At 72.7% G+C, this 14356-nt stretch carries 16 protein-coding genes; 12 read left to right on the plus strand and 4 right to left on the minus strand.

The annotated features are described in order from the left end of the window. Window positions 1-133 precede the first annotated feature (133 nt). The 12 genes from ABIC52_RS09045 to ABIC52_RS09100 are packed head-to-tail and all read left to right on the plus strand — an operon-like array spanning window position 134 to window position 10197. On the plus strand, window positions 134-478 hold the full coding sequence (locus ABIC52_RS09045; protein ID WP_126890613.1) for a flagellar basal body rod protein FlgB: 345 nt from the start codon (window positions 134-136) through the stop codon (window positions 476-478). After that, a complete protein-coding gene (locus ABIC52_RS09050; RefSeq protein ID WP_224442989.1) occupies window positions 475-870 on the plus strand; it encodes a flagellar basal body rod protein FlgC in 396 nt (131 codons plus the stop codon). The genes ABIC52_RS09045 and ABIC52_RS09050 overlap by 4 nt, the downstream gene beginning before the upstream one ends. Then, window positions 870-1232 (plus strand): flagellar hook-basal body complex protein FliE, encoded by a 363-nt coding sequence (fliE, locus tag ABIC52_RS09055; protein ID WP_354027135.1) that lies wholly within the window; start codon window positions 870-872, stop codon window positions 1230-1232. Before ABIC52_RS09050 ends, fliE begins: the two co-directional genes overlap by 1 nt. Then, window positions 1232-2908: a flagellar basal-body MS-ring/collar protein FliF gene (gene fliF, locus ABIC52_RS09060; protein WP_354027136.1), complete on the plus strand. Its 1677-nt coding sequence runs from the start codon at window positions 1232-1234 to the stop codon at window positions 2906-2908. The genes fliE and fliF overlap by 1 nt, the downstream gene beginning before the upstream one ends. Continuing rightward, on the plus strand, window positions 2905-3954 hold the full coding sequence (fliG, locus tag ABIC52_RS09065) for a flagellar motor switch protein FliG (RefSeq protein WP_354027137.1): 1050 nt from the start codon (window positions 2905-2907) through the stop codon (window positions 3952-3954). The genes fliF and fliG overlap by 4 nt, the downstream gene beginning before the upstream one ends. Further along, window positions 3947-4609 (plus strand): FliH/SctL family protein, encoded by a 663-nt coding sequence (locus ABIC52_RS09070; protein ID WP_354027138.1) that lies wholly within the window; start codon window positions 3947-3949, stop codon window positions 4607-4609. The genes fliG and ABIC52_RS09070 overlap by 8 nt, the downstream gene beginning before the upstream one ends. Next, on the plus strand, window positions 4606-5937 hold the full coding sequence (locus ABIC52_RS09075) for a FliI/YscN family ATPase (protein WP_354027139.1): 1332 nt from the start codon (window positions 4606-4608) through the stop codon (window positions 5935-5937). Before ABIC52_RS09070 ends, ABIC52_RS09075 begins: the two co-directional genes overlap by 4 nt. Next, window positions 5937-6368, plus strand: coding sequence for a flagellar FliJ family protein (locus tag ABIC52_RS09080; RefSeq protein ID WP_354027140.1), 432 nt, complete (start codon window positions 5937-5939; stop codon window positions 6366-6368). The genes ABIC52_RS09075 and ABIC52_RS09080 overlap by 1 nt, the downstream gene beginning before the upstream one ends. Then, window positions 6365-7090: a C40 family peptidase gene (locus ABIC52_RS09085; protein WP_354027141.1), complete on the plus strand. Its 726-nt coding sequence runs from the start codon at window positions 6365-6367 to the stop codon at window positions 7088-7090. Before ABIC52_RS09080 ends, ABIC52_RS09085 begins: the two co-directional genes overlap by 4 nt. Beyond that, entirely contained in the window at window positions 7087-8511 is a 1425-nt protein-coding gene (locus tag ABIC52_RS09090) for a flagellar hook-length control protein FliK (protein WP_354027142.1), read from the plus strand. The genes ABIC52_RS09085 and ABIC52_RS09090 overlap by 4 nt, the downstream gene beginning before the upstream one ends. A gap of 24 nt (window positions 8512-8535) precedes the next feature. Next, window positions 8536-8967 (plus strand): flagellar hook assembly protein FlgD, encoded by a 432-nt coding sequence (locus ABIC52_RS09095; protein WP_209677026.1) that lies wholly within the window; start codon window positions 8536-8538, stop codon window positions 8965-8967. A gap of 54 nt (window positions 8968-9021) precedes the next feature. Beyond that, on the plus strand, window positions 9022-10197 hold the full coding sequence (locus ABIC52_RS09100; RefSeq protein ID WP_354027143.1) for a flagellar hook protein FlgE: 1176 nt from the start codon (window positions 9022-9024) through the stop codon (window positions 10195-10197). A gap of 147 nt (window positions 10198-10344) precedes the next feature. On the opposite strand, the gene ABIC52_RS09105 is transcribed toward ABIC52_RS09100, so the two are convergent. From ABIC52_RS09105 to ABIC52_RS09120, 4 genes are all read right to left on the minus strand, one after another. Then, on the minus strand, window positions 10345-11397 hold the full coding sequence (locus tag ABIC52_RS09105; protein WP_354027144.1) for a BLUF domain-containing protein: 1053 nt from the start codon (window positions 11395-11397) through the stop codon (window positions 10345-10347). A 203-nt stretch (window positions 11398-11600) separates the two neighbouring features. Further along, window positions 11601-12209, minus strand: a complete 609-nt coding sequence (locus tag ABIC52_RS09110; protein WP_354027145.1) for a class F sortase — start codon at window positions 12207-12209, stop codon at window positions 11601-11603. Window positions 12210-12242: 33 nt separating this feature from the next. Next, the gene (locus ABIC52_RS09115; protein WP_354027146.1) at window positions 12243-13739 is read right to left on the minus strand and encodes a tyrosine-protein phosphatase; all 1497 of its coding nucleotides are present in this window, start codon (window positions 13737-13739) and stop codon (window positions 12243-12245) included. Between the two features lie 287 nt (window positions 13740-14026). Continuing rightward, window positions 14027-14230, minus strand: a complete 204-nt coding sequence (locus ABIC52_RS09120) for a LacI family DNA-binding transcriptional regulator (protein WP_354027147.1) — start codon at window positions 14228-14230, stop codon at window positions 14027-14029. Window positions 14231-14356 lie beyond the last annotated feature (126 nt).

Consider the following 14356-nt stretch of genomic DNA (forward strand, 5'->3'; position numbering starts at 1 on the left):
CGAGCCCTAACGCCCCACCCGCCGCCGCCGACAGCGCACCGCGAGCACGGATCGCTCACTCGTTCGGCCACGGATCGGCCACCGCCAATCGGCGACGTCGCACGACGTCGCACACCGAGGGGACGGGCCACCCGTGTTCGATTCCGTGACGAGCGTCGCGCTGCAGAGCGCGCTCGACGGGCTGTCGCTGCGGCAGCGCACCATCGCGAACAACGTCGCGAACATCAACACGCCGAACTACCACGCCGAGAAGGTGCGCTTCGAGGACGCCCTCGCGCAGTCGATCGTGCACGGTGACGGGCACACGACGCCGACCGTCGCGCGCAGCCTCGAGCCGACGAACGAGATCGGCAACAACGTGAACCTGGACCAGGAGACCCTGTCGAACGTCGACACGGTCCTGCGCTACCAGTTCGCCACCCAGGCGGTCGGCGGCGAGGCCACGGCCCTGCGCGCAGCGATGCGGACGAACTCGTGACGACCTTCGACGCGATCGGCATCGCGAGCACCGGCATGACCGTGCACCGGAAGTGGCTCGACGCGATCTCGGACAACATCGCGAACGTCAACACCGTCCGGTCGATGGACGACTCCGCGTTCCAGGCCCGCTACGTCGAGGTGCAGGAGGGCGCCGGTACGTCCGGCGCCTACGTCAAGGGCGCGGCGTTCGGCAGCGCCGCCGGCCGTGTGACCTACGACCCGGACAACCCGCTCGCGAACGCCGAAGGGTACGTCCGCATGCCGGACATCGACCTCGGCACGCAGATGGCGGACCTCATCATGGCCCAGCGCGGCTACCAGGCGAACGCCGCCGTGGTCGACCGTGCCAAGACCGCCTACGAGGCGGCACTGCAGATCGGGAAGAACTGATGCCCATCGACGCCCTGAACGGTGTGACCACCAACGCCATGACCCGCGCGTTCGCGGGTGCCGCCGACGCCGCGACCGGTGCCGGCGCGCTCGGCGGTGCCGCGGGAGCCGGAGCAGGCGCGGTCCAGCCGACCGCCGGCGGTGACGGCTTCGCCGCGAGCCTCGGCAACGCGGTCGACGGGCTGCAGCAGCTGCAGAGCAACTCGAAGACGCTCGCGCTCAAGGCCGTCACGGGCAACCTCGACGACATCCACGACGCCACGATCGCGTCCACCCGTGCCCAGGTCACCCTCGAGCTCGTCGCCGCCGTCCGCAACAAGGGCGTCGACGCGTTCAACGAGATCATGCGGATGCAGGCCTGATGCCCGCCGCGATGCAGAACACGTGGGGGCGCATCGTCGCCTACGTGAAGGGGTTCTCCGCCGCACAGCGCACCATCGCGCTGATCGGTGTCGCCGCACTCGTGCTCGGGGGCATCGCGCTCGCGAGCTGGCTCGGCAAGGCGTCCTACGCGCCGCTCTTCACCGGGTTGGCGGCGGCCGACGCGAGCTCGATCACCGACCAGCTGACGACCGACGGTGTGCCGTACCAGCTGACCGACGGCGGTGCGACGATCCTCGTGCCGCAGGACAAGGTGTACTCGGAGCGGCTGAAGGCGGCGTCGAACAACCTGCCGTCGTCGAACGAGGGCGGCTACTCGCTGCTCGACAAGATGGGCGTGACGAGCTCCGAGTTCCAGCAGGACGTCACGTACAAGCGCGCGATCGAGGGCGAGCTCGCGAAGACGATCTCGTCGATGGACGGCGTGAAGGCCGCGACCGTGCAGCTCGCGATCCCGGAGAAGACCGTGTTCGTCTCCGAGGAGAAGGACCCGACGGCGTCGGTGTTCGTCGCGACCGAGAACGGCGCGCAGCTCACCACCGACCAGGTGCAGTCGATCGTGCACCTGACGAGCGCGGCGGTCGAGGGCATGCAGCCCACCGACGTCTCCGTCGTCGACCAGAAGGGCCAGACCCTCTCCGCGGTCGGGACCGGCGCGACGGGCAGCGGCGCGGACCAGGCGGCCGACTACGACGCGACCACCCGGAAGAAGATCCAGGACCTGCTCGACACGACGCTCGGCCCGGGCAACGCCAGCGTGGTCGTCTCGGCGACGATGAACCAGCAGTCCGGCACCCGGACGTCGGAGAGCTTCGCGCAGCCGACCACCGGCCCGGTCGCCCTGAACGAGTCGAGCTCCACCGAGCAGTACGGCTCCGGATCCGGCGCGGGTGCCGGCGCGACCGGCGTGCTCGGCCCGGACAACATCGCGGTCCCGAACGGCACCGCCGGCGGCACGAACGCGAACGGCACGGCCACCGGCGACGACGGCTACAAGAACGAGTCGGCGACCAAGAACAACGCCGTCGACAAGACCACCGAGACGACGCAGATCCCCGCGGGCGGTGTCGAGCGGCAGACGATCTCGGTCGCCCTCAACTCCCGCGCGGACTCGGTGCAGAACGCCAACCTGCAGAGCATCAACGACCTGGTGTCCGCCGCGGCCGGTGCCGACAACACCCGCGGTGACCAGGTCCGCGTCGCGATGATGGACTTCGACGACTCCGCCGCGAAGGACGCCGCGAAGGCCCTCGAGGAGCAGCAGCAGACCGAGCAGCAGCAGGCGATGTGGTCGGCCATCCGCACCGCCGGCATCGTGCTCGCGGTCCTCGCCGCCGCGATCGTGCTCGCGATCGTCCTCGCCCGCCGTGCCCGTCGTCAGTCCCGCGAGGCCGTGGACGTCGGCGAGCTCGACGTCTTCGCCGGGGAGACCTTCGAGCTGCCGCTCGGTGCGGACGACCTGGCGATCCCCGCCGTCGAGCCGGAGACCGTCGCGCTGCCGACCCTGCCGCACGACGACGCCCCGACCGAGGTGCTGACCACCGACGAGATCAGTGCCGAACGTCGCCGCCAGGAGATCTCCGCACTCGCCGAGCGCGACCCGAAGCGCACCGCCGACCTGCTCCGCGGACTCCTCGACGACCGGTCGCCGGTGTGAGCGCCCTCGTCCCGGTCCCCGCCGGCAACGGGGCGGTCGAACGCACCCTGACCGGCGCGCAGAAGGTCGCGCTGATCCTCATGCAGATGGAGACCGAGCGCGCCGCCCAGGTGATGAAGCAGTTCACCGAGCTCGAGGCCGAGGAGATCAGCGCGGAGATCGTCCGGATGCGCCGCGTCGACGACAGCGTCGTGGACCGCACGATGAGCGAGTTCCACCGCATCACGCAGCGCGGGCGCGTGCAGAAGCGCGGCGGCAAGGACGCCGCGCTCGGGCTGCTCGAGGCGTCGTTCGGCTCCGAGCGCGCCGCGGGCGTGATGGACCGGCTGGCGTCGAACCTCGCCGGGCAGTCCTTCGAGTTCCTCGACGACGCCGAGCCCGGCCAGGTCGTCAGCCTGCTCGAGGGCGAGCTGCCGCAGACCATCGCGCTCGTGCTCGCGCACCTGCGCCCCGGGCAGGCGAGCGCGGTGCTCGCCGGTGTCGACGACCGCGTGCGGACCGACGTCGCCCAGGCGTTCGCGACGATGGGCACTGCCACCCCGGAGGCCGTCGGGATCGTCGCCGGGGTCCTCCGGCAGCGCGCCGGTGCCGTGGTGTCCCCGCGCGAGAGCGTCGAGGTCGTCGGCGGCATCGCACCCCTCGTCGAGATCATCAACCGCTCGGACGTCGCCACCGAGAAGGCCGTGCTCGACGGCCTCGAGGCGCGGGACCCGGAGCTCGCCGAGGACATCCGCTCGCGCATGCTCACCTTCGAGGACATCGTCAAGCTCGAGTCCCGCGACATCCAGCAGGTCCTGCGCGGCATCGACTCGAAGCTCCTCGCGACCGCGATGAAGGGCGCGCCGGCCCCGGTCGTCGAGACCATCCGTGCGAACGTCTCGGAGCGCAACCGCCAGCTGCTGGACGACGAGCTGCAGGCCATGGGCCCGGTCCGCGTCTCGCAGGTCGAGGAGGCGCGCGCCGAGGTGGTCCGCTCCGTCCGCGAGCTCGAGGCCGAGGGCACCATCACCGTCCACCGCGCCGAGGAGGACGAGCTCGTTGACTGACGTCACCGTCCAGCGCGTCGCGTTCCCGGTGCTCGGGAGCGCGACCACCCGCGACCTCGCAGCGGCCGCCGACGTGCGCGGGCACGCCGCCGGGTACGCAGCGGGCCTCCGTGCCGCGCAGGCCGAGACCGCCGCGCTGCACGCCCGGCTCGCCGCCGAGCACGCCGCACGACTCGCCGCGCTGCAGGCCGAGACGGTCCGCCGCGTCCAGGTGCTCGACGCCGCCACGAACGCGATGCTCTCTCAGGTCGCGCCGGTCCTGCGTGACGCCGAGGAGTCCCTGGTCGACGCGGCCCTCGACCTGGCCGAGGCCGTCGTGGGGCACGTGGTCCGGTCGGGTCGCCACGACGACGTGACCGGCGACGGCGACGGCCTGGAGGCACGCCCCACCCCCGGCGCGGCGGCCACCGTCCGACGTGCGCTCGCCTCGGTCGACGCGACGGTCCCGGTGGCGGTCCGGCTCAGTCCCGCCGACGCCGCCCGCGTCGCCGCCCTCGCGCTCCCCGTCCCCGTCGTCGCCGACGCCGCGCTGCACGACGGCGACGCGGTCGTCGACCTGCCCGACGGGGTGCTCGACGCCCGCATCGGCGCCGCACTCGACCGCGCGCGGGTCGCGCTGGGCCGTTCCGCCGGACGACCGGAGGTGTCCCGGTGACCGCGACGCTCCTCCGTCCCCGCGGTCTGGACGAGGCGATCGCCCTCGCCGCACCGCAGCGCGTCGGTGTCGTCACGAGCGCGGTCGGCCTCGGGCTGACCGTCGCCGGGGTCGACGCCCGGATCGGTGACGTCCTGACCGTCGGCGCCGAGGACGGTCCGCAGACCCCCGTCGAGGTCGTCGCCACCGACCCCACCGGCGTGCGCTGCATGCCGCTCGGACGCCTGGTCGCCGTGACCGCGGGCACACCCGTGCGCCCGACCGGTCGACCCGTGCTCGTGCCGACCGGCGCAGGACTGTTCGGGCGGGTGCTCGACGGCCTCGGACGGCCGATCGACGACCGCGGTCCGCTCGACACCGACGGCTGGGTGCCGATCGACCACGCGACGCCGAACGCGATGGCCCGCACCCGCATCGACGCACCGATGCAGCTCGGGGTCCGCGTGCTCGACACCCTGACCACCGTCGGCCGCGGGCAGCGCATGGGCCTGTTCGCGGGTTCCGGCGTCGGCAAGTCCTCGCTCCTGTCGATGATCGCGCGCGGCAGCGACGCCGCAGTGAACGTGATCGCCCTGGTGGGGGAGCGCGGCCGCGAGGTCCGGGAGTTCCTGGAGGACGACCTCGGACCCGAGGGACTCGCCCGCTCGATCGTCGTCGTGTCGACGTCCGACGAGCCCGCCCTGATGCGCCTGCGCGCGGCGTTCGTCGCGACCCGCATCGCGGAGTCGTTCCGCGACGCCGGGCAGGACGTCGTGCTCATGATGGACTCGCTCACCCGCGTCGCCATGGCACAGCGCGAGATCGGCCTGTCCGTGGGCGAACCACCCGCGACCCGGGGCTACCCGCCGTCGACGTTCTCGGTGCTCGCCGGGCTGCTCGAGCGCGCCGGGACCGACCGGGTCGGCAGCATCACCGGCCTGTACACGGTGCTGGTGGACGGCGACGACCACAACGAGCCGATCGCCGACAGCGCCCGGAGCATCCTCGACGGGCACGTCGTGCTCGACCGGAAGCTCGCCGTGACCGGGCACTTCCCGTCCGTCGACGCGCTCGGTTCGGTGTCCCGCGTCGCGTCGAAGGTCACCGAACCGTGGCAGCGCGCCGCGGCGACCGCGCTCCGGAAGGTGATGGCGGCGCGCCGGAACGCGCAGGACCTGCTCGACGTCGGCGCGTACCAGCCCGGGACGAACCCCCTCGTCGACGCTGCGGTGACCCACCAGGACGCCATCGACGCGTTCCTCCGGCAGGGCATGGACGAGCGTGCCGTCGCCGTGACGTCCTGGCGCGCGCTCGACGCCCTCGTCGCCCGACTGGGGGTGTCCGCCTGATGGTCAGACGCTTCCCCCTCGCCGGACTGCTGCGCCTGCGGCACGCCGAGCAGGACCGCGCTGCCGCCGCCCTGGCCGCCGCGAACGACCGGCTCCGCGACACCGCCGACGCCCGGTTCGCCGCTCGGCGCACCCTGGCGGACCGCGAGCAGGCGCAGCCCGTCACCGACGCCGCGACCCTCAGCGCCCTCGCCGCCGCCCGGGCCTCCACGCGCGGGATGCTCGAGGAGCTCGACGCCGTCGCGCGCACCCGTCGCGCCGAGGCCGACGGCGCCCAGGCCGCGTACTCGGCGGCCCGCCGTGCCGCACTCGGCCTCGAGAAGCTCGAGGGGCACCACGACCGCGAGCAGGCCGCCGCCGACCTGCGCGCCGAGCAGGACGCCCTCGACGAGATCGCGGCACGACGCCGCACGGAAGGTGGTGCCCGATGAGCGTGGACGCCGTGCTCTCCCGGATCGCCGACATCCGGTCCCAGATCGACGCCCTCCGCGGCGGCACCACGACCGCCGCCGGTCCCGCTTCGAGCGAGGGCACGAGCGGCGCGTTCGCCGACGCCCTGGCGACGGCGACCGGCACGTCGACCGGTGCAGCGACGACCGGCACGGCAGCGACCGACTCGGCGACGCGCACGCCGGCGACCTCGGTGGACGCCGGCCGCGGGACCCTGGCGACCGGCAGCGGCGCCACCGGGTCCGACGTCGTCGAGGACGCGAAGAAGTACCTCGGTGTGCCCTACGTCTTCGGCGGGACGACGCGGTCCGGTATGGACTGCTCCGGACTCGTGCAGACGGTGTTCAAGGACCTCGGGGTGACCATGCCGCGCGTGGTGCCCGACCAGGCGGACATGGGGGTGCCCGTCGGGTCGCTCAAGGACGCGAAGCCGGGCGACCTGATCATCCCGAAGGGCGAGCAGCACATCGTGATCTACGTCGGCGACGGCAAGGTGCTGCACGCGCCCCGCCCCGGCAAGGACGTCCGGATCGTGGACAACTGGTACAAGGACTCCGACATCGCGACCATCCGCCGCATCGTGCCGAGCGAGGCCGCGGCGCCGACGGCGGCCCGGTCCGTCCCGACCACCGGAGCGGCGCAGTCGGTCACCGACCTGCAGACCGCGGCGCTCCTGTCCGCGATGCGGGGGAGTGCGGCATGAGCACCGTGACCACGACACCCGTCCCGTCGGCGACCCCGGGGTCGACCGGCAGCGGCGCAGGACCCTCGTCGGCGTCCGCGCTCCCCTTCGGCGTCGCCCTCGCGGCCGTCGGCAGCGCCGGAGCATCCGTCGCAGGGGCGCAGACCGGGTCGACCGGAGCGGCCTCGTCCTCCGGGGAGCACACAGGGACGCGCCCGGCCGCGGCCGCCGCGACGGGCGCTGCCGAGACGCCCTCGGACGGCTCCGTCGCGGGTACCACCGTCGACCCGGTGCTCCTCGCCGCCCTCTCCGCGTCGGCCGTCGTCCCCGTGGTCCTGCCCGGCGCGGTCGTGCCCGTCGGCTCGGGCACCGCCGCCGGTCAGACCGCGCCGGGGGCCACGGGCTCCGACGTCGCAGGATCCGCCGCGGGCTCGGTTCTCCCGTCCGCCCTCGTCCCCGCGACCGCGACGCAGCCTTCGGTAACCACCGGCGCCCAGGGGACGTCCGACGTGCTGACCGCCGCCGGCTCGTCGGTCCCGTCCGCCCCGTCGGCCACCGACGGGGGAACGGCCGCGGCCACGACCGGTGCGACACCGGCGACCAGCGCAGCAGCGACGGAGGCAGCCCGAGCCGCGGGCGGCAGCACGACGCCGGGAACACCCCTTCGCGGACCGCGAGCCGTCCCGACCGAGGCCGCGACCGCGCCGTCCGGTCCGGTGACCGCGTCGAGCGCCACCACCACCGCCGCCATCGCCACCGCGGCGACCGGGCCGGCTACGGATCCGGCAGCGGCGCCGGCATCCACTGCGGGCCCGGCGGCCACCGCCGTACCGGTCGTGCAGACCGGCCCGGCCACGGGTCCGCGGACCGGCCCCGGCCCCGACACCGACCGGCGGCCGGGGGACCAGGGTGCTGCGAGCCTCCAGGCCGTGACCGCCCCGCGCGGTGGCGAGACGGCGTTCCCCGTCCCCGCTCCTGCGTCCACCGCACCGACCCCGCCGTCCGGAGCGGCCACGGCGAACGCTCCCGCGCCCCTCGCGCAGCAGCTCGCCCGTCCGCTGTTCACGCTCGCGCAGGCCGGCCCCGGCGACCACGTCGTCACGGTGCAGGTCGTCCCCGACCAGCTCGGTCCCGTCACCGTCCGCGCACACGTCACCGCGCACGGGATGCACGTCGAGCTGTTCGCCGCGTCGGACGCCGGACGCGACGCGGTCCGGCAGGTGCTGCCGGACCTCCGGCGCGACGCAGCCGGCAGCGGGGTCGCCACGACGCTCGACCTGTCGTCGCAGAACCACCCGGGGGCGCAGCCGGGTCGCGACGAGCGTCCGGCCCCGTCAGTGCCGCGTCCGGGACCCGACCTGGAGGCCCGCCCCACCCCGACCGCGCCGGTCACGACCCGACCCACCACCGTCCGATCCGTCGGACTCGACGTCCTCGCCTGACGCGGACACGAAGGAGACCACGCCATGCCCCTCGACGGCATCACCGGCTCGGTGGACGCTGCCACGCAGGCAGCCGCCCTCGCACAGACCGCGAGTGCGAAGAAGTCCCAGACCATGGACTCCGAGGTGTTCATGAAGCTGCTCGTCACGCAGCTCCGGAACCAGGACCCGTCCTCGCCGATGGACACGAACCAGATGATCAGCCAGCAGACGCAGCTCGCGACGATGGAGCAGATCACCAACCAGACCACGACGGCGAACGAGAACTTCTCGCTGCAGATGCGGATCGCCGCCGCGAACCTCGTCGGCAAGCAGGTCAGCTACACCGACGCGAGCACCGGGACCGCGGTCTCGGGCACCGCCACCGCCGTGTCGTACGCGAAGAGCGTGCCGACCGTGACCGTGAACGGGAAGGAGGTCGACCTCGACGTGATCTCCGGTATCAAGGCGGCCTGACCCGCCAACCCGCTCCTTCCCCCCTCCTGACTTCCTTCACCGAAAGGTCGCACCATGCTCCGCTCGCTCTACTCCGGCATCTCCGGTCTCCGTTCGCACCAGCAAATGTTGGATGTTACTGGAAACAACATCGCCAATGTGAACACCGTCGGCTTCAAGTCGTCCACCACCGTCTTCCAGGACACCCTGTCGCAGATGACCCAGGGCGCCGGGGGACCGCAGACCGGGATCGGCGGCACGAACCCCGCCCAGATCGGCCTCGGCGTGCAGGTCGCCGGTGTCTCCACCAACTTCGCCCAGGGCTCCGCGCAGGCCACCGGCAAGGCCACCGACCTGATGATCTCCGGCGACGGGTTCTTCGTCACGCGTCTCGGTGGCGACACCGTGTACTCGCGCGCCGGAGCGTTCGACTTCGACGCCGACGGTCGCCTCGTCACCGCCGACGGCAAGATCGTCCAGGGGTACTCGGCCACGAACGGCGTCGTGAACGACGGCGGTGGCCTCAGCGACATCATGCTGCCGATCGGTGCCGCCGCCCCGGCGACCGCGACCAGCTCGGCGACGCTCACCGGCAACCTGCCGTCCGACACCGCCGTCGGTGAGACGCTCAACCGCGACGCCACCGTGTACGACCAGTACGGCACCAAGCACACCCTGTCCGTCGGCTACACCCGTACGGCCGCCGGCTGGTCGGTCAGCGCCTCGAACGGTCAGGGCACCTCGGCCACCGGTGCGATCACCTTCGGCGCCGACGGCAAGATCACCAGCGGCCAGACGCTGCAGGTCGGCGGCATCGCCGTCGACATGACGCAGCTGTCCGGCTTCGCAGCCCTGAACACCGCGTCGATCTCGTCGCAGAACGGGCACGAGGCGGGGTCGCTGCAGGGCTACTCGATCTCGAAGGACGGCACCGTCGTCGGGTCGTTCTCGAACGGGTCCTCGCTGGCGATCGGCCGCATCGCGCTGGCGACCTTCGCCAACCCGGCCGGTCTCGAGAAGACCGGGGCGTCGGGCTACCGCGCCACCGCGAACTCCGGCACCGCGAGCGTGGGCGTGCCCGGGTCCGCCGGGGTCGGGTCGCTCGCGTCCGGCACGCTCGAGATGTCGAACGTGGACCTGTCGCAGGAGTTCACGAACCTGATCGTGGCGCAGCGCGGCTTCCAGGCGAACGCGCGGATCATCACGACCTCGGACGAGGTGCTGCAGGAGCTGACGAACCTGAAGCGGTAGGGGAGCGGAGCGGGCCTCCGGGCCGCGCGGATGCCCGGTGTGTGACTGCCCCTCGTGCCACGGATCGTCGTGGCACGCGGGGCAGTCCGTCCGCCGCACGTGGGGCCGAGCCCTCCGTCACCGACGGACCGCGACCCCGCGCAGGCGCTAGCGGGCCTCGGTGTCGGGCGTGTCCCAGTACGACGGCTGCTCGTACTGCTCGGACCATCCGCGACGCATCCGCGTCGCCGCACGGTCGAACGCGTCGACGAGGTCCGTGTCCGTGGTGAGCAGCGCCTGCAGGCGCAGCCCGTCGTACAGCGCCAGCAACTGCTGCGCGCCCCGGACCGGGTCCATCGTCGACGGCTCCCGTCCGTCGCGGACGTCCGCCGCGAGTCCGTCACGGATCGACTGACGGAACCGCCGGTACGTGGATCGGTAGTAGTCGGCGCCGTCCACCGTCGGGTCAGCGGCGGACGCGAGACTCGCCGCGAGGAGTTCCATCAGCGCCGGCTCCTCTGCGTGTGCGGCGAGGAGGGCATGCAGGAACGGGACCGTGCCCTTCTCCGTCATCAACGGCGCGAGCGGCGCCGCGATCGTCTGCGTCCACCGTTCGACGGTCGCGGCGAGCAGCGCCCGCTCCGTCGGGAACACCGCACGGACCTCGTCCGCGCTCATCTCCGCACGCTCGGCAACGACGTCGAGGGTGAACCGGGTGACGCCGCCGTCGTGGAGCGCGGTGATCGCGCCGTTGATCGCACGCGTGCGGGGCGCTTCGTCCGCCTCGGCTGTCCGGCTCGTCAACGGTGCCAAAGGGTGCTTCCGGAACCACTCCAACAGCCCTCGCGCCCGGGTCAACCCGAACGACGGGTCCGCCGGCTGGCTGGGCCCGAACAGGTCGCTGAAGCCCGGGACCTGCTGCATCAGCGGGTCGAGCGGCTGGAACGCCATCGACCAGTCCGGGAACGACCGCCGGGCGACGGGCTCGTCCGCCAGCACCCGCACGTTCGTGTGCCGAGGGTCACGGCGGACCTGTTCGAAGCGGACCGCGACGGTCTCGTCGTCTCCCTCGATGATCCCGAGGCAGTTGTCGCCCTTGTGCGCCAGGATGCCGGTCACCCCGAGCGCGCTGTTCTTCTCCCGTCCGACCGCGAGGATCTGCGCGAGCTCGGTGTCCGTGATCGGACGGGTCTGCGTGCTGGTGTAGACGATCGAACGCATCAGTGTTGGTCTCCCTGCCGTAGTGGAACACGGTGCACTCTCGAGTGAACTGCGCTGTCTACTGCTCCGCAACCCCCCGACCGGCCGTGGACGTACGGGCCGTCGGTCCGGGTCCGCTCGCGTGCCCCCCCTGGTCTCGCGGCGTCGCGGCGTCGCGGCGCGCCGTACGCCGAAGCACGGAACCGTCTGCGCGCGACGGAGACCTACACGCGCCTGGCTTCGATGACGGCGTTGTCGACGGACGGTCGACCATCGGGTCGCTGTAGACACGTCACGACGACGAGGCGGTCGGGGGTGTCCGCCCAGATCCGGGCATCTGCTCGGATGTCGCCCTTCGGGACGATCTCGGTGCGGGTCACCTGGTACGTGACGTCGTCGACCGTGATCGTTGCGCCGGCGGTCACTCGCGCCCTGCCGTCAGCGACGTCGATCAGGGCGTTGCCCGGCCCGACGCCCCCGCCCCGCAGCGAGTGCATCGCGACGAAGACGGTGCCGTGCGGTGCTGCCGACGGCGCGACACCGAGGTTCCGGACCCAGTACGCCGACGTCGCCCCGGGCGGATCGATGACGCCGTCGGCCACGTCCAAGGAGCCGAGCGGGACGTCGAGACCGACCGAGTCCACCACGAACCTGCCGTGACCGGCCGACGGCGCCGAGGCCCGCGGCGGTGGACCGTCGAGCTGCACGGTGTTCCCGGCGAGGTCGACGCTCGTCCTCGCGCCGGTCGTGTCCGGGTGGGGGGTGAGGAGCGCGCCGCCGGCGACCGCGACCATCGCGACCGCTGCTGCTGCCGCGACGGTCGTGAGGCGCACGCCCCGCTGCCCCCGCGGAGGTGTGCCGGGCACTCAGCGGCCCGTGCGCAGCCGCGAGCGGAGCCGGAGTCCGCCCAGGGCACCGAGGACGATGGTGCCGAGACCACCGAGGACCAGCCAGGGAGCATCGTCCCGACCGCCGGTGACCGTGCCGCCCGTCGCGACCGACGGTCCGACTGCCGCCGCGGTCGTCGTCGCGCGCCCGGCGGTCGACTGCTGTGTCGACGCAGACGTTGCCGCCGGTGCGACCGTGAGAGCGAGCGGGGCGCTGAGCGCGTTGCCCGCGGCGTCCGCCAGGAACAAGGTGTGCGCGCCGGGTGCGAGGTCGGCGGGCAGCGTGACCGTGGAGCGGCCGGTGCCGTCCGGTGCGGCGGCCACGTGACCGAGCACCCGCGGCGTCGAGTGCACGACGACATCGTAGACGGCTCCGGGCGCCATGCCGCTGCCCTCGACGGTGACCGCCGACCCTGGGGTGAGCGTTCCGTGGGCAGCGAGCGTCAGGGTGGGTCGGGCGACGGTCACCCGGTACGTCTCGGTCGTGGTGCCGTCCTCGGCCGTCACCGTGATGACGGCGGTGTCGCCCTGGACGGCGACGGTCGGTCGGGCTGCGTCGTTCGTCGTCGTGACGTGCACGTCGCCGCTCTCGAGCGTCGCGACCGCAGCGCCGACGGTCGCGCCCCCGGCCGTCGTTGCGGCGTCGAGCGGGACCGTGACACCGGCGACGGTGATCGCCGACGCGGAGGCGTCGTTCGAGACGAGGAAACGGGCGCGCAGGGCGGCTGCCTCGTCCGCGCTCACGCCGATCGTCTTCGACAGGTAGGAGCCCATGCCGGCGTACTTGGTCGCGATGTCGCTCTCGAAGGTGCCCTGCAGCAACGCGGGCGTCGCCCACGTGACGCCGAGCTGGGTGTTCGAGAGCAAGTAGTCGTGGAGGATGTCCGAGCTGCCGACACCCAGGACGCGGTCGAGCAGGTCGATGACGGTGCCCGTGCGGTCCATGCCGTGCGAGCAGTGGATGAGCACCGTGCCGCTGGTGTGGGTCGCGAGGAGCTGCAGGATCTGCGCGTAGGCGGTCACCATCGGCCCGCGGACCGATGCATCGACGAAGCCCTTGTCGACGAGATCGTGGTACATCGCGGTGTCGTCGTCGTAGTTGCCGTCGGCGCCGAACATCGAGATGTCGACGTCCTTCGCCCCGGGGATGGCGACGTCCGGCTTCTCAGCCACCTGGGTGGGGGTGCGGAGATCGATGACGAGGTCGACGTGGTACTTGCTCGCGAGCGTCTGCGCACCGGCGGCTGTGATCCTGTCGAGCGATTCCGAGCGGATGAGTCGGGACGAGTCCACACGCTGCCCGTCCAGGCCCGTGAACGCGCCGAGTTCACGGCCGTTCACCAGCCCGGGAACGTCGGTGATCGCGTGGTCCTGCCCGGTCAGAACGGGCTGGGCGTCGGCGTCGGCACGGGCAGCGGCGGTCGGGAAGGCGACCGCTCCGAGGACAGCGGCAGCGGCGACGGCGGTGGAACTCACCCGTGAGAACACGGAAGAACGGGCGGGGCGGCAGAACACTGGTCTCCTCGTCGACGGGGTACGGGTGTCGGTCGCGCGGACGTCCGAGCGACCCGCGGAGCATCGTGACGGCGCGATCGGTCCCGTCCGTGAACGCCCGAGGGCTGCCCGGTTACCGGGAGGTGAGGCGGGTCACAGGTCCGCCCGGACGGGTGCAGCAGCCCGTCCGCGTCGGAGTGGCGGAGTGGCGGAACGGCGGACGAGGAGGGTCTCGCCTCGCGTCGTTCCCGGCCCGGCACGACGGTTGCTCAGCCGCCACTCCGTCGTCTCGGTCGACGCGCGAGTGCTGCTGCCCGGTCGTCGCGGGTGTAGCCGAGCGCATGGATCGCGTGTTCGACGCGGGATCGTGTCGTGGGGCGGACGTTGGTGGCGCCGTTGAGGACGCGGGACACGGTTTGGTGGGAGACGTGCGCAGCTGCGGCGACGTCGTGGATGGTGGGAGATCTGGTCACGGTCGGCTCCTCGGTGGTCCTGAGGGGTGGGCACCGTCCGGGAACGACACGACGGTGCCCACCTGAGGCCGGTGGGTCAGGAACCGGCCTCGCTGCTCCGCCCGTTCACTCGGTGCCCCGGATCGG

This window comes from Curtobacterium oceanosedimentum (assembly GCF_040545555.1).
GTDB lineage: Bacteria > Actinomycetota > Actinomycetes > Actinomycetales > Microbacteriaceae > Curtobacterium.